General features: G+C 61.9%; 18 protein-coding genes and 1 pseudogene. 12 read left to right on the top strand and 7 right to left on the bottom strand.

All coding sequences use genetic code 11. The features are described 5' to 3' along the window. Positions 1-89 precede the first annotated feature (89 nt). Positions 90-1010: a lipid A biosynthesis lauroyl acyltransferase gene (locus J7302_RS15465; RefSeq protein ID WP_215376497.1), complete on the top strand. Its 921-nt coding sequence runs from the start codon at positions 90-92 to the stop codon at positions 1008-1010. A gap of 35 nt (positions 1011-1045) precedes the next feature. Then, entirely contained in the window at positions 1046-2248 is a 1203-nt protein-coding gene (locus J7302_RS15460; protein WP_215376493.1) for a patatin-like phospholipase family protein, read from the top strand. On the opposite strand, the gene J7302_RS15455 is transcribed toward J7302_RS15460, so the two are convergent. From J7302_RS15455 to J7302_RS15445, 3 genes are all read right to left on the bottom strand, one after another. After that, on the bottom strand, positions 2245-3093 hold the full coding sequence (locus tag J7302_RS15455) for a pirin family protein (protein WP_215376490.1): 849 nt from the start codon (positions 3091-3093) through the stop codon (positions 2245-2247). The genes J7302_RS15460 and J7302_RS15455 overlap by 4 nt on opposite strands. A gap of 227 nt (positions 3094-3320) precedes the next feature. Beyond that, positions 3321-4088, bottom strand: a complete 768-nt coding sequence (locus tag J7302_RS15450; protein ID WP_349814451.1) for an MlaA family lipoprotein — start codon at positions 4086-4088, stop codon at positions 3321-3323. Then, positions 4081-5370: an alpha/beta fold hydrolase family protein gene (locus J7302_RS15445; RefSeq protein ID WP_215376483.1), complete on the bottom strand. Its 1290-nt coding sequence runs from the start codon at positions 5368-5370 to the stop codon at positions 4081-4083. Before J7302_RS15445 ends, J7302_RS15450 begins: the two co-directional genes overlap by 8 nt. A gap of 259 nt (positions 5371-5629) precedes the next feature. Between J7302_RS15445 and J7302_RS15440 the strand changes: the two genes are divergently transcribed. Then, a complete protein-coding gene (locus J7302_RS15440) occupies positions 5630-6022 on the top strand; it encodes a hypothetical protein (protein WP_215376480.1) in 393 nt (130 codons plus the stop codon). Between the two features lie 145 nt (positions 6023-6167). Here J7302_RS15440 and J7302_RS15435 read toward each other — a convergent pair whose 3' ends face one another. Beyond that, complete coding sequence (locus tag J7302_RS15435; RefSeq protein WP_215376477.1) at positions 6168-7718, bottom strand: glycoside hydrolase family 17 protein; 1551 nt, start codon at positions 7716-7718, stop codon at positions 6168-6170. A 146-nt stretch (positions 7719-7864) separates the two neighbouring features. Beyond that, positions 7865-8089, bottom strand: coding sequence for a DUF2061 domain-containing protein (locus J7302_RS15430; RefSeq protein WP_215376473.1), 225 nt, complete (start codon positions 8087-8089; stop codon positions 7865-7867). Between the two features lie 225 nt (positions 8090-8314). Between J7302_RS15430 and J7302_RS15425 the strand changes: the two genes are divergently transcribed. The 9 genes and pseudogenes from J7302_RS15425 (at position 8315) to J7302_RS15390 (ending at position 16659) form a co-directional block, all read left to right on the top strand. Beyond that, a complete protein-coding gene (locus J7302_RS15425) occupies positions 8315-8626 on the top strand; it encodes a DUF485 domain-containing protein (protein ID WP_215376470.1) in 312 nt (103 codons plus the stop codon). Then, the gene (locus J7302_RS15420) at positions 8623-10281 is read left to right on the top strand and encodes a cation acetate symporter (RefSeq protein WP_215376467.1); all 1659 of its coding nucleotides are present in this window, start codon (positions 8623-8625) and stop codon (positions 10279-10281) included. Before J7302_RS15425 ends, J7302_RS15420 begins: the two co-directional genes overlap by 4 nt. Before the next feature lie 151 nt (positions 10282-10432). Beyond that, positions 10433-10737 (top strand): annotated as a pseudogene (locus J7302_RS27135) (ISL3 family transposase); the annotation flags it as partial. 287 nt (positions 10738-11024) lie between these two features. Next, positions 11025-11393, top strand: coding sequence for a DUF2784 domain-containing protein (locus J7302_RS15415; RefSeq protein WP_215376431.1), 369 nt, complete (start codon positions 11025-11027; stop codon positions 11391-11393). A gap of 106 nt (positions 11394-11499) precedes the next feature. Beyond that, a complete protein-coding gene (locus J7302_RS15410) occupies positions 11500-12312 on the top strand; it encodes an SDR family oxidoreductase (RefSeq protein WP_215376407.1) in 813 nt (270 codons plus the stop codon). 110 nt (positions 12313-12422) lie between these two features. Then, positions 12423-13577: an MFS transporter gene (locus J7302_RS15405; RefSeq protein ID WP_215376403.1), complete on the top strand. Its 1155-nt coding sequence runs from the start codon at positions 12423-12425 to the stop codon at positions 13575-13577. 75 nt (positions 13578-13652) lie between these two features. Continuing rightward, on the top strand, positions 13653-14081 hold the full coding sequence (locus tag J7302_RS15400; RefSeq protein WP_215376400.1) for a hypothetical protein: 429 nt from the start codon (positions 13653-13655) through the stop codon (positions 14079-14081). A gap of 61 nt (positions 14082-14142) precedes the next feature. Then, positions 14143-14475: a YnfA family protein gene (locus J7302_RS15395; RefSeq protein ID WP_215376397.1), complete on the top strand. Its 333-nt coding sequence runs from the start codon at positions 14143-14145 to the stop codon at positions 14473-14475. A gap of 717 nt (positions 14476-15192) precedes the next feature. After that, entirely contained in the window at positions 15193-16659 is a 1467-nt protein-coding gene (locus J7302_RS15390; protein WP_375737825.1) for a multiheme c-type cytochrome, read from the top strand. Between the two features lie 56 nt (positions 16660-16715). On the opposite strand, the gene J7302_RS15385 is transcribed toward J7302_RS15390, so the two are convergent. Together J7302_RS15385 and J7302_RS15380 are read right to left on the bottom strand one after the other, a co-directional pair. After that, positions 16716-16946, bottom strand: coding sequence for a YheU family protein (locus tag J7302_RS15385; protein ID WP_215376391.1), 231 nt, complete (start codon positions 16944-16946; stop codon positions 16716-16718). A gap of 49 nt (positions 16947-16995) precedes the next feature. Beyond that, positions 16996-19746, bottom strand: a complete 2751-nt coding sequence (locus tag J7302_RS15380) for a hybrid sensor histidine kinase/response regulator (RefSeq protein ID WP_215376386.1) — start codon at positions 19744-19746, stop codon at positions 16996-16998. Positions 19747-19784 lie beyond the last annotated feature (38 nt).

Genomic DNA, 19784 nt, shown 5'->3' with positions numbered 1-19784 from the left:
CGCTCGCAAGCTGACCAGCTTGGTTGGCGGGTCGAGCTTTGGACATTTCTAGTAGAATGCGCGGTTTTCTCGCTTAAGCGGATTTAGAGATGGATAGACCTCGTTTTCGCCCACAGTTCCTGCATCCGCGTTTTTGGGCGCTGTGGCTGGGGCTGGGCGTGCTCTGGCTGGTGACGATGCTGCCATACTCCATGCAGCTGCGCTTTGGTCGTGTGCTGGGCACGCTGATGCTGTGGGTGGCCGGATCGCGGCGCAAGATTACCCGACGGAACCTGGAATTGTGCTTCCCGGAGCTGTCCAATGCTGAGCGCGAGCAACTGCTCCGCGAGAATTTCGCTTCCATGGGCATCGCCTTCTTCGAGATGGCCATGAGCTGGTGGTGGCCCAAGGCACGCCTCGCCAGGCTTTCGCACATCGAGGGGTTGGAGCATTTGCGTCAGGCTCAGGCGGAGGGGCAGGGCGTGATTCTCATGGCGCTGCACTTCACGACCCTCGAGATCGGCGCAGCCCTGCTGGGCCAGGTGCATACCATCGATGGCATGTACCGCGAGCACAAGAACTCCGTGTTCGATTACGTCCAGCGCCGTGGCCGCGAGCGCCACAATCTGGATGCCACCGCGATCGAGCGCGAGGATGTGCGCGCCATGCTCAAGGTGCTGCGGGCCGGACGTGCGATCTGGTACGCCCCGGACCAGGATTACGGACGCAAACAGAGCATTTTCGTGCCGCTGTTCGGCATCGAGGCGGCCACCGTCACGGCCACCACCAAGTTCGCCCGGCTGGGCCGCGCCCGCGTGCTGCCTTTTACCCAACAGCGCTTGGCTGACGGCTCGGGCTACCGGCTGGTGATCCATCCGCCGCTGGCGGATTTCCCAGGCGATACGGAGGAAGAAGACTGTCTGCGTATCAATCGCTGGGTGGAAGGTTCCGTACGTGAATGCCCTGAGCAATATCTCTGGGCCCATCGTCGCTTCAAGACGCGTCCTGAAGGCGCGCCGAAGCTCTACTGAGCCCTATACTCGCGAAAAGTCACCGGAGTTCGTCCATGCAGCCAACCCCCGCCGCCCAGCAGCCCGTCACCGGGCTGATCCTTTCTGGCGGTGGTGCACGAGCGGCCTACCAGGTGGGCGTGCTCGGGGCGATAGCGGACTTGTTGCCCGACGCGGCGTCCAATCCTTTCCCGGTGATCGTTGGCACCTCCGCAGGGGCGGTCAATGCTGTCGGCCTGGCTTGTGGCGCGCTGCATTTCAGCCAGGCGGTGCGTCGCTTGAGTGCAGTCTGGCAGGGCTTCCATTGCGGGCACATATACCGCAGCGATTGGCCTGGCGTGCTGCGCCAGAGCTCCCGCTTCGTCGCCCATAGCCTGCTTGGGCTGGGCGGGGATATTCCCGTTGCCTTGCTAGACAGTGCGCCGTTGCGCGAGCTGCTGCGGCGCGAACTGGACTTTTCCGGTATTTCTGCCGCTGTGCGAAGCCGCAATCTGCGTGCCGTAGCGGTGACGGCATTCGGCTACGAATCCGGACAAGCGGTCACCTTCTACCAAGGTCGCGCCACCATCGATCCCTGGTTCCGTCATCGTCGTGTCGGGGTGCCGACGCGCCTGGGGCTGGAGCACCTGATGGCCAGTTCGGCCATTCCGCTACTATTCCCGGCTGTACGCCTCAATCGTGAGTACTTCGGTGATGGCGCAGTGCGCCAGACCGCGCCTATCAGCCCAGCGCTGCACCTTGGCGCGAGCCGGGTGCTGGTAGTGGGGGTAAGCGGCAATCCGCTGGGCGACGAGACCAACCGCGGGGTAGCCAGGCCGCAAGGAGGGCGACCACCAACCTTGGCGCAGATCGGGGGGCATCTACTCAACAGTACCTTCATCGATAACCTGGAAGGCGACATCGAGCTGTTGGAACGGATCAACCTCATGAGCCAGGCGATACCGAGCGAGGGACGCCCTCGCCACCTGAGTTCGGAGCAGGTGGAGGTGTTGATCGTCTCGCCGAGCCGGCCCCTGGACGAAATCGCGGCCCGTCACCGCCGGGAAATGCCCCGGGCAATCCGGACCTTCCTGCGCGGGCCTGGGGCGACCCGCGCCAGTGGTGCGGGGGTGCTGAGCTACCTGTTGTTCGAGCCTGGCTACTGCAGCGAGCTGATCGAACTGGGCTATCAGGATGCAATGGCCCAGAGGGCCGAGCTGCAGCGCTTCCTTGGCCTGGAGTTGGCACCGTCCCATCCGCTGACGGTGCCCGCTACCTAGGGCGCGAGCCGTCCGTCGCGATAGTCGCGCAAGGCCTGCTCGATCTCTTCACGACTATTCATCACGAAGGGGCCATATTGCACGATGGGCTCGCCCAGCGGACGGCCAGCCAGCAACAAGACCCTGGCACCGGTAGCGGATGCCAACTCCAGCACGCCGGTATCGGACAGGCGAACCAGGCGACCTTTGCCCACGAGATTGCCATTGACATGCACCTCCCCCTCGTAGACGTAGAGCATGACGCGCAGGCCATCGGCCAGCAGCGGGGCGACATATCCATTGGCGGGCAGTTCCAGATCGAAGATGTGCGGCTCGGTGTGTGGGCGTTGCACAGCGCCTAGTTGTTGCACTTGGCCATCGTCAAAGCGCCCGGCGATCACCAGAGCCTGGACGCCGGCCACTGTGCGCACGCGGGGGATTTCAGTCGGGTCGAAATCGCGGTAACCGGGGTCGCCCATCTTGTCCTTGGCGGGCAGGTTGAGCCAGATCTGGAAGCCGCGCATCACGCCTTCTTCCTGTTCCGGCATCTCGCTGTGGATGATGCCGCGCGCGGCGGTCATCCACTGCACGCCACCATTTTCCAGCAGGCCCTGATTGCCCAGGTGGTCTTCATGGCGCATGCGGCCTTCAAGCATGTAGGTGATGGTTTCGAAACCGCGATGGGGATGAGACGGAAAACCGGCGACATAGTCGTCCGGGTTGGCCGAGCCAAACTCATCGAGCATCAGAAAAGGGTCGAAGCGCGGCACGCCCTGCTCGGCGAAAACACGTATCAGGTTGACTCCGGCACCGTCCGAAGCCGGTTGGCCGGGACGCTGTTCGAGAATCTGACGATAGCTGCTCATTTGGACCTCCTAGGGTGGAATGAGCGCGATGCTACGCGTATGGATTGAATGGATGTTGCCTGATTTTGCGTTGTTTAGATCGATGGATTAGATGTTTTTCCACTCTATTTTGGGGCGAATTCATTCACTGCGCAGGCCTGATGTCTGTCGGTGAAGCCCCAGGGACCGCGTTACCGCCCTTTGCGAATGAACGCCCACCCAAGCTACGAGCTAAAGTGCTACACTGTTCACTCCGCAATCTGCAGCTTGCGGGACTGGGTGTAGACGTAGCGGATCTTCTCGTATTCGAACGGCGAGTTGAGCTGCCCGTAACGGAAGTTGGTGGTGTGGCGTTTGTCCACCATGCGCAATGCCGTGACTTCCGGGTGGTCGCTGCTTACCTCGGGCACATTGAGGAAGTTGATCTGGCTGTCGGCCAAGAAGTCGACCGCCAGGCCTCCGGTATCACGCAGGTTGGATGGGCCGAGGATCGGCAGCATCAGGTACGGGCCATCGCCTACGCCGTAATAGCCCAGGGTCTGGCCGAAGTCTTCGTTCTGCTTGGGCAGGCCGATCCGCGTTGCCGGGTCCCACAGGCCGGCCACGCCAACGGTGGTGTTGAGTAACAACCGTCCACTGACCGCCATAGAACGCTTACCCTTCAGCTGCAGCATGCTGTTGAGCAGGTTCGGGACGTCCCCGAGGTTGCTGAAGAAGTTGCTCACGCCACTGCGGACGAAGCCCGGCGTGACGTAGCGATAGCCGTTGACCACCGGCAGGAACACCCATTCATCGAAACGGTAGTTGAAGTGGTAGACGCTGCGGTTCCAGGACTCCAGCGGGTCATAGACGTCTAGTGCATCCAGGGTCGAGCGCTCGAATTCGCGTTGGTCCAACCCTGGGTTGAATTTGAGGTCCTTGAGCGGCTGGGTGAAGCCGTCCTGGTCGGTCTCATGCTGGGCTTGGGCGAGGCCACTGGCCAGCACCAGGGCAAGGAGGAGTGCTTTCTTAGCCACGGAAGAACTCCAGCATGGCGTCGCCATTGACGCGATAGTTGAGGTTGCCGCAGTGCCCGCCATGGGGGAAAACGGTAAGCCTGTCACCCAAGGTGCGGCGCAGGTAGCCCAAGTCTCCCGGGCCGAGGATCAGGTCGTCGGCGTTATGCATCACGGCGATCTTGCTGTTCTGTTTGAGGTAATCGGTCAGGGCGTAGAGGCTGACCTGTTGGATCAGCTGGTTCAGGCTGCCGCCGTCATAGCGGGCACGCCAGAACGGAATCAGTTGCTCGGTGATGTAACAGTCGAAATCGCATTGCAGGGCCCGTTCGTAGAAGGGTGTCAGGCTGGTGCGTTCATTGATCGTGAGTCCCACTGGCGTGATCAGGCCGCGCCGGTTGATCAGGTCCGAGGTGAAGGCGATGTCGGAGGAAGAGAAGCGGAACGCGGTGCCGATCAGCATCGCCATCTGTTCATTGGACAGGCGCTGCCTGGACTCCTGGAAGTCGAACAGCAGCGCGTCGTTCAGATCGATGTAGCCCTTCTGCTGGAAGTAGCGAGTGAGTTTGCCGAGCACGAGCTGGTAGAACGTGGTGTTGTCGGTCACCCCCCTGACATTGGTTTGTACCAGTCGGTCCAGGTTGGTGATCGAGGTATAGAGGTTCACCGGTGGATTGAGTAGCAGCACGCGCTTGAAGTTGAAGCTGCGGCGGGTTTCGTCCAGGTGGCTGACGAAGGCGGCGTCCAGCGCACCCAGGCTGTAGCCCGTCAGATAGAAGTCCGTGATCGGCAACTTCGGATGCTGCGCTCGAACCGCCTGCATGACCCGGTAAAGGTCGTCGGCATCCTCGGTCGAGAGCCCAGGTGTGGCATGGCGCGAGGCTGCTGCCATGAAATCATAGCTGCTGGGCGATGAGAGCTGGACGACGTGGTAGCCGGCACCATAGAACAGCTTCTTCAGGTACTCGGCGTGGCTGCTGTCGTAGCGCCCGCCGGTGCCGGCAATGACGAAGATCAGCGGTGCCGGGTGATCCTGTCTGGCCAGCCGATAGCGCAGCTTCTTCACCGGCCAGAAGTTGTCGGGCAGCTCGCGCTCCGGGCGCAGCTTGAGGTCATAGTCGGTCTGGTCGACGTCATTGTCGGCCGGCAGCGTTGAGCGCAGGTCCGGCGGCGTCGTCGCGATGGTTGCTTCGAACGGGTTGGTGATCGGAAAACCGTAGGTCTTGGCATCCACGTCTGCGGCCAGTGCTTGAGCGCAGAGGATCAGGCTACCCAGCAGGGCGGCGAGGCGAAGGCGGAGCATAGGAAAGGTCCCTGTTCAGTGTCTGCGGAGGCTTGGCCGAGGTGGCGGGCTCCATCCACTCCCCGGTTATGCCAAGTCAGGAGCCGGGAGCGCGTTCCTTATAAGAGCGCGTCATGAGTGAATACCGAGCCTATGACAACTGCAAGCCCTGTGAGTGCGGGCCGTACGTCAGGCCAGCGATGGCCTAATGGACGCAAGGCCCTTGCATAAGGCGGTCGGGAGATTATCCTTGGCGCCGCTTCCCTATTCGGAGAGAACCATGTCCAGCCGTTCGTCCCTCATCCTGCTGCTGATCCTGTTGCCGCTCTGGCTGGCGGCCAGCTACGGGGTCCGTTTCGCCCTGATGGAGGATGGCCAGTGGGTCGGCCTCTGCGTCGACCAGGCACAGCGCTGGGAATGCCAGATGCGTGCCGGCCTCGGCCTGCTGATCCATTTTCGCATTATCGCCTGGATAAGCCTGGGCGCCGCCCTTGCCGCCTTCTTCGTACCCGGTCGCACCGGCTGGGGCCTGGCCCTGCTGGCCCTGTTGTTCGCGCTGCCGGCCCTGGTGCTCTACACCGCCAGCCTCGCTGTATTCGCCAGTGTCATCGCCGGCTTGCGCCTGGTTCGCCAGCCGCAGTCACAGACAGAGCCCGTGGCAGTGAATGCCTGAGCTTGAGTAAATGAAAAAGGACGCGTTGAGCGTCCTTTTTTGTTTGTGAGAGTGGGTAGGGAAGCTATCGCTTTTCATATCCACCATCGCGGCAGACCCAACTCCGATGGTGGGTCGACAGCGTGATCCACCTTACGACCAGTCCTCAATCCCTGACCCGCAGGCTACGCCACAGCGCCGCCAGCAGCAGCGTGCTGACCAGGGCCCAGCCAATTGCCTGCAGGTTACCCAGGGTTTCCTGATAAAGCTGCGGCGCGATGCCGGCGCCAACCAGTGTGGCGAGCAGGGCGATTTCGCGGCGCGGAGCAGACACCGGGCGGCACAGATAGACCAGCGCCGGCAGCAGCAGCGCAGCGCTCGGGAAGCTGCGATAGCGGGCGTCGAACACCAGCGCCAGCATCAGCACGGCACCAGCAAAGCCACTGGCCAGCAACCACCAGGCGCCACGGACTTCAAGCCAGGCGAACAGGCGGCTGCGCAATCCACCCTGGGCCGACAGCGCCAGGGCGCCGTGGGCCAGGACCAGCAGGTTGAGGCCAACCAGGAAGGCGGCCCACAGCCACTCACCGACGAAGCGGCTGGTGACTCGTGCTAGCTCCCCCCAGAGGCCTATGCACGCGGCACCAATGGCAGCCAGCAGCGGCAACAGCAGGGCGGCGCGAGTTGAAGCAGGGCGGCCTGCCAGGAGAAGGGTGGCGAGAAAGACCAGGCCGGAAACTCCCAGCCACATCGGCCAGTTGGGCAGATTGCTCACGGGGCCGGCGAGCACGCCTTTTTCCTGGCGATCGGCGTCGAACAGACCCCAATAGCCGCCAACTGCGCCCTCGCTCTCGCGTTTCCAGGGTTGGTCGAACGCTTCGATCAGGTTGTAGCGCCAGCCATTCTCTTCAGCCATTGCAACGAAGCCGCGGATGAACTTGGCCTCGTTGACACGGCTCGGCAGTGCCGTTTCACGTTGGCGACCTTCGCTCGGCCAGCCGGTTTCACCAATGAAGATGTCCTTGGGCGCAAACCGGTTGCCGAATACCTGGCGGATCTCGGCGACATGACGCAGTGCCTGGTCGATCCCAGCAGGATCATCTTCCCAGTAGGGCAGCAGGTGGATGGTAAGGAAATCTACCGCTGGGGCCACTTCCGGGTGCTGCAGCCAGAATTCCCAGACGTCGGCATAGGTGACCGGCTGTTTGACCTGGCCTTTCACCTGGCCGATCAGCTTGGCCAGCTGCGCGCCGGTGACTTCCTTGCGTAGGAGGGTCTCGTTGCCGACGATCACCGACTCCACCACGTCCGGGTTGGCATTGGCGGCCTTGATCAGGGCATCGATTTCCTTCGCGGTGTCGACTGGGTTGCCGTTGACCCAGGCACCCAGCATCAGTTTAAGGCCATGCTTGCGCGCCAGTTCGGGGATGGCCTCGAGACCCGTCATCGAGTAAGTGCGCACGCAGTGGAAACGAGTGGCCAGCAAGGCAAGGTCGGCATCCATGCGTTCGGGGCGCAGCACGAACGGCTGGTCGAACGGCGACTGGTCCTTGTCGAACGGGCTGTAGGACGCGCATTGCAGCTTATGGCTTGGCGTGGCGGCATCCGGCAGGATCACCGGCTTGCCCAGCCCGTACCAGAGGCCACTCAAGGCCAGCAGCGCGAGGACGACGGAAAACAGGTAGGGGAGTGCAGGAAAACGGGCGTTCTGACTCATGGTTAAGGGCGCTTGAATGTCGGCAAAGCCGCGCATCTTAGCGGATTCAGCGATCCTATAGGAGCAAGCCTGCTGGCGAAGGGGAACACTTGGCCATTGAGAGCTGGCTCGTTCCGTTTTCTTGCACGCCTGATCCGTAGGAAGCCTCAAGCGTGATGGTGCAACCAGGCGTGCTTGGGGATCTCCTGGTGCGGCTTGTCACCCTTCTCGAAACGCTTCCAGATCTTCTCGTGGAAATAGAAGCCCACCGAGTTGCATAGCGGCTCGACCGCTGCGACCAGTCCGCCGACGGCGACGCTGCCGGTCAAGACGTAGGCCACACTGAACGCAATGCAGAAGTGCAGGAGGGTGAAGGTCGCGGTCTTGAGCATGGCGCACCTCGGTTATGAGAATGATTATTCGATGTGCTCAGGCTAGGGATTGCGGCTGATACAGGGAAATATCAATCGAGGATGGTGCTGATAGATTTACTAAATGATTCTTCTACGACCTTGGTCGAGAAAGGCCCGCTGCTACGACTAAGGTCGTCTGTTGCCCTTGCATGGCGGTTCTATTGTTGGCTTCACCAGCAACCCGCGCTGTGGAGGACAACAACAATGAACGACAGCATCTATCAGCGGATTCATGACAATCCGCGCTTTCAGGAACTGGTTTCCAAGCGAGAACGCTTCGCCTGGATTCTCTCTGCCATCATGCTTGGCCTGTACCTGGCCTTCATTCTCCTGATCGCATTCGAGCCGCAACTGCTCGGTACCCGCATCAATCCTGAGTCGCCCGTTACCTGGGGTATCCCGATCGGCGTTGGCATCATCCTTTCGGCCTTCGTGCTGACCGGCATTTACGTACGCCGCGCCAACGGCGAGTTCGATCGCCTCAATCAGGAAGTTCTAAAGGAGGCTCAGCAATGATCGCGCGTATCCTCACCGCCCTGGGCCTGATGGCCCTGGCACCGGCCCTTTGGGCAGCAGGTGCGATCGAAGGGGATGTCCAGCGCCAGCCGCTGAATGTGTCCGCCATCGTCATGTTCGTTGCCTTCGTCGGCTTCACCCTCTGCATCACCTACTGGGCCTCCAAGCGCAGCAAGTCCGCCGCTGACTTCTACACTGCGGGCGGCAGCATCACTGGCTTCCAGAATGGCCTGGCGATCGCTGGCGACTACATGTCGGCCGCGTCCTTCCTGGGTATTTCCGCCCTGGTGTTCACTTCCGGATACGACGGTCTGATCTACTCGATCGGCTTTCTGGTCGGCTGGCCTGTGATCTTGTTCCTGATTGCAGAACGTCTGCGCAACCTGGGCAAGTACACCTTTGCCGATGTGGCGTCCTACCGCCTCAAGCAGAAGGAGATTCGCACCTTGTCCGCCAGCGGTTCGCTGGTAGTGGTGGCCTTCTACCTGATCGCCCAGATGGTCGGCGCCGGCAAGCTGATCGAGCTGCTGTTCGGCCTGAACTATCACGTCGCCGTGATCCTGGTGGGCATCCTGATGGTCTGCTACGTGCTGTTCGGCGGCATGCTGGCCACGACCTGGGTACAGATCATCAAGGCTGTGCTGCTGCTCTCCGGTGCTTCATTCATGGCGCTGATGGTGCTCAAGCACGTCAACTTCGACGTCGCCACCCTCTTCAATGAGGCCATCAAGGTTCACCCGAAAGGCGAGGCCATCATGAGCCCCGGTGGCTTGGTCAAGGATCCTATCTCGGCCATCTCCCTCGGCCTGGCCCTGATGTTCGGTACCGCTGGACTTCCGCACATCCTGATGCGCTTCTTCACCGTCAGCGACGCAAAGGAAGCACGCAAGTCGGTGTTCTACGCGACTGGCTTCATCGGTTACTTCTACATCCTGACCTTCATCATCGGCTTCGGCGCCATCCTGCTGGTCAGCACCAACCCGGCCTTCAAGGACGCCACCGGCGCCCTGCTGGGTGGTAACAACATGGCTGCGGTACACCTGGCCAACGCCGTAGGCGGCAGCCTGTTCCTCGGCTTCATCTCGGCCGTGGCCTTCGCCACCATCCTCGCTGTGGTTGCCGGCCTGACCCTGGCCGGGGCTTCGGCGGTGTCCCACGACCTGTACGCCAGCGTGGTCAAGAAGGGCAAAGTCAGCGAGAAGGATGAGCTGCGCGTGTCCAAGATCACCACCCTTGCCTTGGGTGTACTGGCCATCGGCCTGGGCATCCTGTTCGAGAAGCAGAACATCGCCTTCATGGTAGGCCTGGCCTTCTCCATCGCGGCCAGTTGCAACTTCCCAGTGCTGATCCTTTCGATGTACTGGAAGAAGCTGACCACACGCGGTGCGATGATCGGCGGCTGGATGGGCCTGGTGACTGCCGTAGCGCTGATGGTGCTTGGTCCGACCATTTGGGTGCAGATCCTCGGCAATGCGACGGCGATCTACCCTTATGAGTACCCGGCGCTGTTCTCCATTGCCGTGGCCTTCATCGGTATCTGGTTCTTCTCGATTACCGACAAGTCCGTTGCTGCCGACGAAGAACGTGCGCGCTTCTACCCGCAGTTCGTTCGCTCGCAGACCGGCCTGGGTGCCAGCGGCGCTGTAGCGCACTGATCCGCAATCACTTGCATGATTTTGGGGCAGCCTTCGGGCTGCCCTTTTTTGTGGTTCTTCGCAGAATCTGGGGGAAGAGCGAGTTGACAGTCGGGGAAGCGGGTAAATTGGCAGTCGCCAAACATCCCAACCCCCACCCCCTGCTGCCACCGTGCATCCTATTGATCTGGCCGCTTTCTGGCCGGGCTACGAGGTCGTCGCCTGTCGCCAATCCACTCACGACACCCTGCTGATCAGTCTTGAACCCCAAACCGAGCGCTTCCCGATTTGCAGCCGCGTGCCAAACCCAACCTGTTGATCCACGAGCAGCAGCACATCCGCCAGGTGCGGGATCGTGACCTGCAGGATCAGCGCGTCCTGCTACAACTGCCGGTGCGTCGCGTCGACTGCCTGTACTGCGGACGCGTATCCGAGCGGATCGACTGTCTGGCGCCGGCTACCCGCCTTCCCCGGAAAGCAGCCTGCAACACCTCCTTGGCGGACTTGTCGGGCGGAGTGACATATCGAAGGCGCGCGAAACCTTGTAGGAGCCAGCTTGCTGGCGAATGGCGCATGTTCGCCAGCAAGCTGGCTCCTACAGAGAGAGTACCGGCTGTCCGGCTGTCAACTCGCCTCTCCCCCAGACTCCGCGATGAACCTTTTTTGTTGGGTTTTGCGGGTGGTCGGGGGGCGAAGCTCACCTCTGACCTGGGCCGTATGGGACATACAATGTCAAAAGCGTATCGAGCCTTCAGGGAGCTGCAATGCTCTACCGCCTCGCTGCCGATGCTGTGCTCATCCTGCACCTCGCCTTCATCCTTTCCGTGGTTCTGGGCGGGGCGCTGGCACTGCGTTGGCCGCGCGTGGCGCTTATTCACCTGCCAACGGCTGTCTGGGGCGCGACGGTCGAGTTCCTGCACCTGACCTGCCCACTCACACCACTGGAAAACCACTTTCGCCACTTGGCAGGCCAGCAGGGCTACAGCGGCGGCTTCATCGAAAACTATTTACTCCCTGTCATCTACCCGAGCGGGCTGACCCCCTCCATCCAGATCGTGCTGGGCAGCGTGGTGGTGGCCGTCAACCTGGCGCTCTATCTGGTCCTGCTCCACCGGCTGACGCGGCGTCGCTAGTTCCGGTTTGCCTTCATCATTCAGCGCTGTGATTGAGGGCCGGGCCTTCAAAGGCCTTCGCTACACTGCGACCTACTCAACGCACACACCAGAAAGGCACCTCACCATGCAAAACCGCATCATGATCACCGGCGCCGGTTCCGGCCTCGGACGGGAAATTGCCCTGCGCTGGGCGCGCGAAGGTTGGAAGCTGGCCCTGTCCGACGTCAACGAACCTGGCCTGGCGGAAACCCTCAAGCTGGTCCGCGAGGCCGGCGGCGACGGATTTACCCTGCGTTGTGATGTGCGCGACTACAGTCAGCTGACCGCCTTTGCCCAGGCCTGCGAAGAAAAACTCGGTGGCATCGACGTGATCGTGAACAACGCCGGTGTGGCCTCGGGCGGTTTCTTCGATGAGCTGTCACTGGAGGACTGGGACTGGCAGATCGCGATCAACCTGATGGGAGTGGTCAAGGGTTGCAAGGCATTCCTGCCGATGCTGCAACGCAGCCGGGGCAAGATCATCAACATCGCCTCCATGGCCGCACTGATGCAGGGGCCGGCGATGAGCAACTACAACGTGGCCAAGGCGGGCGTCGTGGCGCTGTCCGAGAGCCTGCTGATCGAACTGAGAGAAGAGGGCGTCGGCGTCCATGTGGTTTGCCCGTCGTTCTTCCAGACCAACCTGCTGGATTCGTTCCGTGGCCCGACCCCGACCATGAAGCAGCAGGTCGGTAAGCTGCTGGAGAGCTCGCCCATCAGTGCAGCCGATATCGCTGATTACATCTATGACGAAGTGGCTGCGGGGCACTTCATGATCCTGCCTCACGAGCAAGGCCGGATGGCCTGGGCACTGAAGCAGAAGAACCCGCAAGCCCTCTACGATGAGATGGCCAGCATGGCGGCGAAGATGCGTGCGAAGAACCGCACCGTGGCCTGATTTTCGCTGTCCGATCGGTCAGCTTCTGCCGTTTGCCGGGTTGCCGGGCAGTGGGCCGGGGGAGTAGGGTTTCACTCCCCGGCTGTCTGGCCGCACTGCATGGAACTACAGTGAAACCCGCCTCCCGAGCCTTGCTCATGGCCGCCCTGGTGCTGGCCGCTATCAACCTGCGGCCCGGCATTACCTCCCTGGCGCCCCTGATCGAGCGCATCGCCCACGAATTGTCGCTGAGTCGTGGTCTGATCAGCCTCACTACCGCGTTACCGGTCCTCTGCATGGGTCTGCTGGCTCCCCTGGCGCCACGCCTGGCGGTGCGTTTTGGCCTCGAGCGGGTCATTACGGTGTGCCTGCTGCTGATTGGCGTGGCCCTGGTAGCGCGATTGGCGGGTCATGCCAGCAGCGTGCTGATTGGTAGTGCGGTGGTGCTCGGGGCCGGCATCGCCATCGCCGGCCCGTTGCTCTCGGGCTTCATCAAACGTCAGTTCCATGATCAGGTTGGCCGGGTCGTTGCCTGGTATTCCCTGAGCATGACCATTGGTGGGGCTGGTGGTGCCGTGCTCACCCCGCCCGTGACCCAGCTTCTGGGGGATCAATGGCACTGGGGGCTGGCGTTCTGGGCGCTACCCGCTCTGCTGGCCTTGCTGCTCTGGCTGCGTCTGCCCAATCGTCCCGAGCCAGCCGGCGAGGTGGTACATGGAGGGTTGCCGTGGCGTGAGCCGCGTGCGTGGTTGATCACCGCGTTCTTTGCCCTGCAGGCAGGCCTGTTCTATGCCCTGACCACCTGGCTCGTGGCGCGCTACCACGAGGCCGGATTCAGCCTGCTGCGCAGCAACAGCCTGTTCAGCCTCTTCATGCTGGTGGGCCTGCCGAGCGCCTTCGTCCTGCCCTGGTTGGCCCAGCGCTTCGACAACCGTTATCTGCTGCTTCTGTTTTGCGGCCTCGTCAGTTCACTCTGCCTGGGCATGATCACCTTGCTGCCGACAGTTGTCCCCGAGCTCTGGGCGATGTTGCTGGGCCTGGGGCTGAGCGGTTCTTTCGCGCTGTCCATGGTGTTGCCGCTCTATGAGGTCCATACCCCCATCGCGGTCAGTCGCTGGACGGCCATGATGCTGTTCGCCGGCTATGGCCTGGCTTGCCTGACTCCGGTCCTGGCCGGCCTGGGGCGTGACCTGGCGGGCAGTTACCAGATGCCATTCATGATCATCACCATGCTGGCGCTCATCATGTGTCTGCTGGCCTGGCTACTTGGGCGCGGGCGGCGCTGAGGACTTCGACGCAGTTCCTTCCTTGCACGGCAGTCCTGTGTTAGAAGGCTGCCACTGTTTCAATGGAGTGCTCGCGTGGAGTCTGAGTCCGTCGTCTATGGTTGCATCCGTGACTGGCCGTCACTCGACGACCAGGAGCACAGTCTGCGTCGCGCTGCCAACATGGACGTCCTGGCCGGGCTGCCGAGCGGCGAGTCCTGGCCCTTCCTCGGGCGCGAGATGTTCTCCTGCTGCGAGCAACCAGGGGCCGGGCTGTTCCGTACCCAGGTGATCCACTTCGGTGCCAGTTACCCGGCCGTCGAATACGAATGGAGCCTCTGGGTGAAGGAGTTCGAAGCCCTGCTCAGGCAGCTCTATTGGAGCAGCGCCGTGGTGCATCTGGAAACCGAGCTCAATGGAATCCACACCTTCCGCTGGGAAAGCGAGCAGGGGCTGCACAGCCCCAAGGAAGAGAATCTGCGCGTACGTTGCGCCTGGGAGCGCGAAGGCGGCGTGCGCGGCTAGCTCCTCTTACCCTCGGCACAGGGCCGGGTAGGGATGCCCCCAATCTTATGAGAGCCACCCGATGCTCAACTACCTCTGGTTTTTCCTTGCCGCTCTGTTCGAGATCGGCGGTTGTTACGCCTTCTGGCTTTGGCTGCGAATGGATAAGAGTGCCTGGTGGATCGCCCCGGGGTTGCTCAGTCTGACCCTGTTCGCCTTGCTGCTGACGCGCGTCGAGGCTGCCTATGCCGGCCGTGCCTATGCCGCTTACGGCGGTATCTACATCGTTGCCTCGTTGTGCTGGCTCGGCGTGATCGAGCGTACTCGCCCGTTGGCCAGCGACTGGCTCGGCGCTGCGATTTGCCTGCTCGGCGCTACCATCATCCTGCTCGGGCCGCGCTTCTCATCCAGCTGAAAGCAGCGTGATATCAACAGCCTCGTGCTAGAGCGGTTGCGGCGCAAAGTTCGGGAAAACCGACGAAAGGCACGGGGTTTTCAGTGAATTTGTCATCCATCCGTAGCCGAACTTCTACACTCTGGAGCTACAGATTCTTGGTGCTATGTGCTTTGTTTTGAGGTCGTCGAAAGGCGGCCTTTTTTCTGCCCGGGTATTTTGTCGCGCGTTTGTGGCCTCCCAGGGCCAATCCCTTTCTGCTCTGAGCGGCACACCCGCGTTTGCTGCTCACGCAGTCTCGTGTTTCCAACTGGCGCATGTTCCACGAACTCATCGCCTCGAACCCGGTGGGTCCCGGATGTATACGCTGGGGATGGTTTTAGGGGCACTTCATCGCCTTTTCATCAAGCTGCTCGGTCTAAAACATCTTAATTAGTTCAAATAGTTAGAGCCTCCGATCGGCTGTTTGCCAATCTGGATGCTGTTTTGACGCTGCAGGAGCCCCCGACTACTACTGAACAGCATCCCCGAGTAGCGGGGGTATCAGAAATTCACGAGTTTGCGCTGGACCGGATAGGTATTGCTAGGGATCTGCCGGTTTCTGCCATGTGATCTGGGCTGCTTGTGGCTCGTGCATTGCCAAGGCTTTCTCTCGCTGTGGGCGGGGTTACGTGCTGGCGTCATGGGGCTGCTCGGTTTGAGAGAGGCAGCAAGATGGTTGGCTCGGCAAGGCAGCCATTGGCTCGATCGGTTCGCGCACATTTCACGTCCACCAGCGCTCGGCTTGTCGCCTATTCACTGGTCTGCCTGCTGGCGTCCCATGCGGCTGTGGCCGAGGCACCCCAGGACGATGCCAAGTGGCTGGAGCCTGCCCGTTCAAGGCTGATGCAGGAAAAAGGTGGCTTGCCCTTTTTCCCCCATCGGGCCAACACCCCGAACAATGCGGTGTTGAGCATCAAGGACTTCGACGATGCGCAGGTATGCGGTGCCTGCCATACGGAAATCTATCAGCAATGGCGCAGTTCCATGATGTCCCATGCCTGGGAAGACCCGATCTACCGCGCCTTGCTCCGGCATGCGAGCCAGGCGACCGAAGGGCGTGTGGATAACTTCTGCACCGGCTGCCACACCCCCATCGGCCTGACCACCGGGCAGATAACCTCCTCGGTCAACCGCGCTTCGATCGAATTCACTGCCGAACACAATCCCATGCCCGGCGTAGATTGCGAAACTTGCCACAACATCAGTGCCCGCACCGGGCTGGATAACGGTGCTTATGTGCTGAGCCCGCGGGCCCACGGCAAGCCGACCAAGTTCGGTCCGCGCCGGGACGCGGTTTCTCCGTATCACGACACGGTGTATTCGGGGCTGCATACCCGCTCGGACTTCTGCGCCACCTGCCACAACGTCACCCACCCGTTCAGCTCGGTAGCGGTGGAGCGGACCTATGATGAATGGCTGGAAAGCCCGTACAGCTTCAATGGCGAGACCTGCCAGAGTTGCCATATGCCAGGCTTCGTCGGAAAAGCGGCGATGATGGGGCCGGAGCGTGACGATGTGGCCTCGCACTGGTTCAGCGGCGCCAACGCGGCGGTGCTGGAATACCTAGGCCAGAAAGAGGCAGCGCAACGTGCGCGTTCATCGCTGCGGGAGGCCGCGCAGATCGAGTTCTTCCATGTCCCGGATCGCATTCTGCCAGGGCAACAGGTATCCGTGAGGGTGAAGGTGGCCAATGTCGGTGCCGGGCACAAATTGCCGACGGGCTTCCCCGAAGGGCGTGAGGTGTGGATCGACTTTCATGCGGTCGACGCGATGGGAACCGAGTTCTACCGCCTGGGGGCCATTAAGGACGGCGCCACCGAGCCCGGTACGCGCAACTTCAAGGTTCACCTGGGGGACAAGGACGGCAAGGAGTTGGACATCGAGGTCTGGAACGCCACTCAGATCCTCTCGGATAACCGCATCCTGCCCAAGGGCTATGACATCCGTGAGTTTTCTTTTCAGGTGCCGTCCACTGCGGTGAGCCCGATCACTCTGACCGCTGAACTGAACTACTGGCCCTTCCCACAGCGGCTGGTGGATTTCCTGCTGGGCAAGGACAAGCTGCAGGTGGAGATTCTTCAGATGGCCACGATCAGCCAGCATGTTGTCCTGGCTCCGACGGAGCCGGGTGTGGCGGCGGCCGGGGTTGGCAGTGGCCCCTGAATGGTGGCCATTCGGCTCAATGTCGCGCTATGTCTGACCCCGAGACTGCGTTGCTTTCAGTCCTCAAGCCACTCCCTGGGCACGTCCAGTTTCAGCATGAGTTGGCATTGCTGGCTGTCCGGGTCATAGGCGATGACTGCCTCGCCTTTCGCCAGGGCCTTGCGAACGCGCTCGACGCGGGTGTCCAGCGGGGTGTCGTCGCCATTGTCGGTGCCTTCGCGGGTGACGAAGTCTTCGATCAGACGGGTCAGGGTGTCGGCTTCAAGCAGGTCGTAGGGAATGAGCATCGAGGTCTCCGGCAAGTGCATGAATGCTAGCGCTGCCGGGCCTCGGTCGTCATCCGTCGATGTTCTGGCGGGCGATGAAACGTTCCAGCGTGCTGTAGAGCAGGGCGCTGTCCAGGGGTTTGCCAAGGAAGTCGTCCATGCCAGCGGCGGCGCCTGCCTTGCGGTGCTCTTCGAGTATGTGGGCGGTCAAGGCGACGATCGGGACGGCCGGCCAGTTCCGGCTGCGCTCCAGCTTGCGGATCTGCCGAGTGGCTTCGAATCCGTCCATTTCGGGCATTTCGCAGTCCATGAGTATGAGGTGGATGCCGTCCGGATCGCGTTCGTACTCGTCCACTGCAGCCAAGCCGTTGGCGACGGTCCGTACCAGATAGCCGCGCTTCTTCAGAAAGCCCTGGACCACCATCTGGTTCACCGGATTGTCCTCGGCGACCAGGATACAGGGCGTAGCGCTGATGCGCAGGCGCTCTTCCTGCACGGGGGTGCGTTCCTCCAGGCGGCGTTCACGATAGAGATCCAGCAGGGTTCCGCGTAGCGGGGCCAGGGTCAGCGGCTGGGTAATGGTGCGTAGCCGCAGGCCTGCACCAGCAGGCAGTGCCTGGCACTGCTCGGGAGCGCAGAGCAGCAGCACGCGCTGGCCGCGTTCCAAGTGCGGCCGAAGGTTGTCCAGCCATTGCTCGGGCGCATCCGACCAGGGCGCCATCAGTACCAGCAATGGCGGTATGCTGAATTCATCGAAGCAGCCTGCCAGCCGGTCAGGGGTCTGGCAGCGTTCGCAACGCATACCCCAGCGGCCGAGCAGGCGGCTAAGGGCGTCGAGCGCGAGGCTATCTCTGGAGACCAGCAGAGCGGAGCGTCCGTCCAGCAGGCGGGCCAGTTCGTCAGCGTGCTCGTCAGCACTTTGCAGGGGGAGCTCGAAGCTGAAGCGGGTACCCTTGCCGACGGTGCTCTGCACGTCGATGGTTCCACCCATCATTTCCACCAGTTCCTTGCTGATGGCCAGCCCCAGGCCGCTGCCACCATAGCGGCGGGTGGTGCTGGAGTCGCCCTGGGAGAAGGAGTCGAAGAGTTGTGCCAGGGCTTCGGCACGGATACCGATGCCGCTATCGCTGATGGCGAACACCAGGTGCGGTTGCTCTTGCGCATCGCGGCGGGTGGAGACGCTCAGGAGGACGTGGCCCTGGGCGGTGAACTTCAGCCCATTGCTGAGCAGGTTCATCAGCACCTGCTTGAGCCGCGTGGGGTCGCCCTTGATTCGCCGAGGCACACCGGCGTCCAAGCTGAGGTGCAGCCCCAGGCCCTTGCCCATGGCCTGCGCGCTGAACAGGCTGAGGGTTTCGGACACCAGTTCCTCGAGGTCGAAGTCGATGGACTCGAGAGCCAGCTTGCCGGACTCGATGCGCGCGTAATCGAGAATGTCGTTGATCACGGCCATCAATGCACTGCCGGAGCTGGAGATGGTCTCGACGTAGTAGCGCTGGCTACGATCCAGCGAGGTGTCCTTGAGCAGCTGCAACATGCCCAGCACGCCGTTGAGGGGGGTGCGGATCTCATGGCTCATCGTGGCCAGGAAGCGGCTTTTGGACTGGCTCTCGAAGTTTGCCTGCTCGGCTGCCTGGCGTGAGCGGTAACCTTCATCCTTGAGAGTGTTGATGCGGTCGGCGAGGCCGATGGAGAGGGTGATCAGTTCGATGGTGACGCCGATCTTGACCACGGTGGCGCCGAACATGCCCAGGATTTCCACGCCGAGCGAGCCGGCGGTGATCTGCATGAAGGCGAATAGCAGCACACCCCAGGCCAGGGTGTAGTAAGAGCCATAGCGCAGGCCGCTGCGCCAGACGTAGACACCGGTGACCAGGAGAAACAGCGAGACGGCCAGCACGATGAGGCTGGCGAGTACGTTCCAGGCCTGCAGTCCAATCAGTGGGGCGCAGACCAGGCTGGCGAGGGTGATTGCCATGAGCCAGCGAAGCGCCAGGTCGAGCCGGGGGAAATGCTGCCGCGTGTGCAGGAAGTGCCGGCTGAACTGCACGGCTGTCAGGCAGTGCAGGTACATGAAAATGTAGATCGCGACGGACTGCAGACCGACATGCTGGGGCAGCAGCTTGAACAACATGCCGTCGAAGCAGGCCGCGAGCAGGCCGACGTTGACACTGTAGGCCAGGTACCAGAGATAGGTGGGCTCGCGCAACGAGAGGTAGAGAAAGAGGTTGTAGAAGAACATGGCGAACAGCACGCCATAGAATGCACCGGTGAAGCCCTCGAGGTTCTCCTGGGCTGCGGCACTGGCACCGTAGGTGCTGAACAGCAAGGGAACGAAGAGTGTGCTGGTGCTTTCCACCCGCAGGATCAGTGTGCTCTGGCCAGGCGGCACGCTCAGCGGGAACCAGAAGTTGCGAACCTGCACCGGACGCTGGGCGAAGGCAAACTTGTCGCCGCTTTCCTGTTCGCTCACACCACCGTCAGGGGCGACGTAGTAAACGCGGATGTCATCCAGCAGGGGGTAGTTGGCTTCCAGGTAGCCGGCCAGCGGATGCGGCCGGCTGTTGTTCAGATGGACACGGAACCACCATGCGGAGCGGTTCTTGCCGAGGTTGGCCTGTTCACCGGCAACGGGGCGGAACGCGGCGTTGGGCAGGGCACGGACCTGCTCGAAGCTCAGGCTGCCATTGGGGTCCTCCAGGTAACTTATCCAGGGACCGAGTGAGAGGCGCAGCTCGTCGCGGTCTAGCGGGGCGCCCGCCGAGGCGATCGATGGCAACGTGAGCCACAGCAGGAAAAGTGCCAGACAGAGGCGAGGCATGCGACTACCCATGTTGTTGTTGCTTCCTTGTCTGGCAC

The organism is Metapseudomonas boanensis (assembly GCF_018704125.1).
GTDB lineage: Bacteria > Pseudomonadota > Gammaproteobacteria > Pseudomonadales > Pseudomonadaceae > Metapseudomonas > Metapseudomonas boanensis.
The sequence above is the reverse complement of the archived record's forward strand: the minus strand, read 5'-3'. Positions and strand labels throughout refer to the sequence as shown.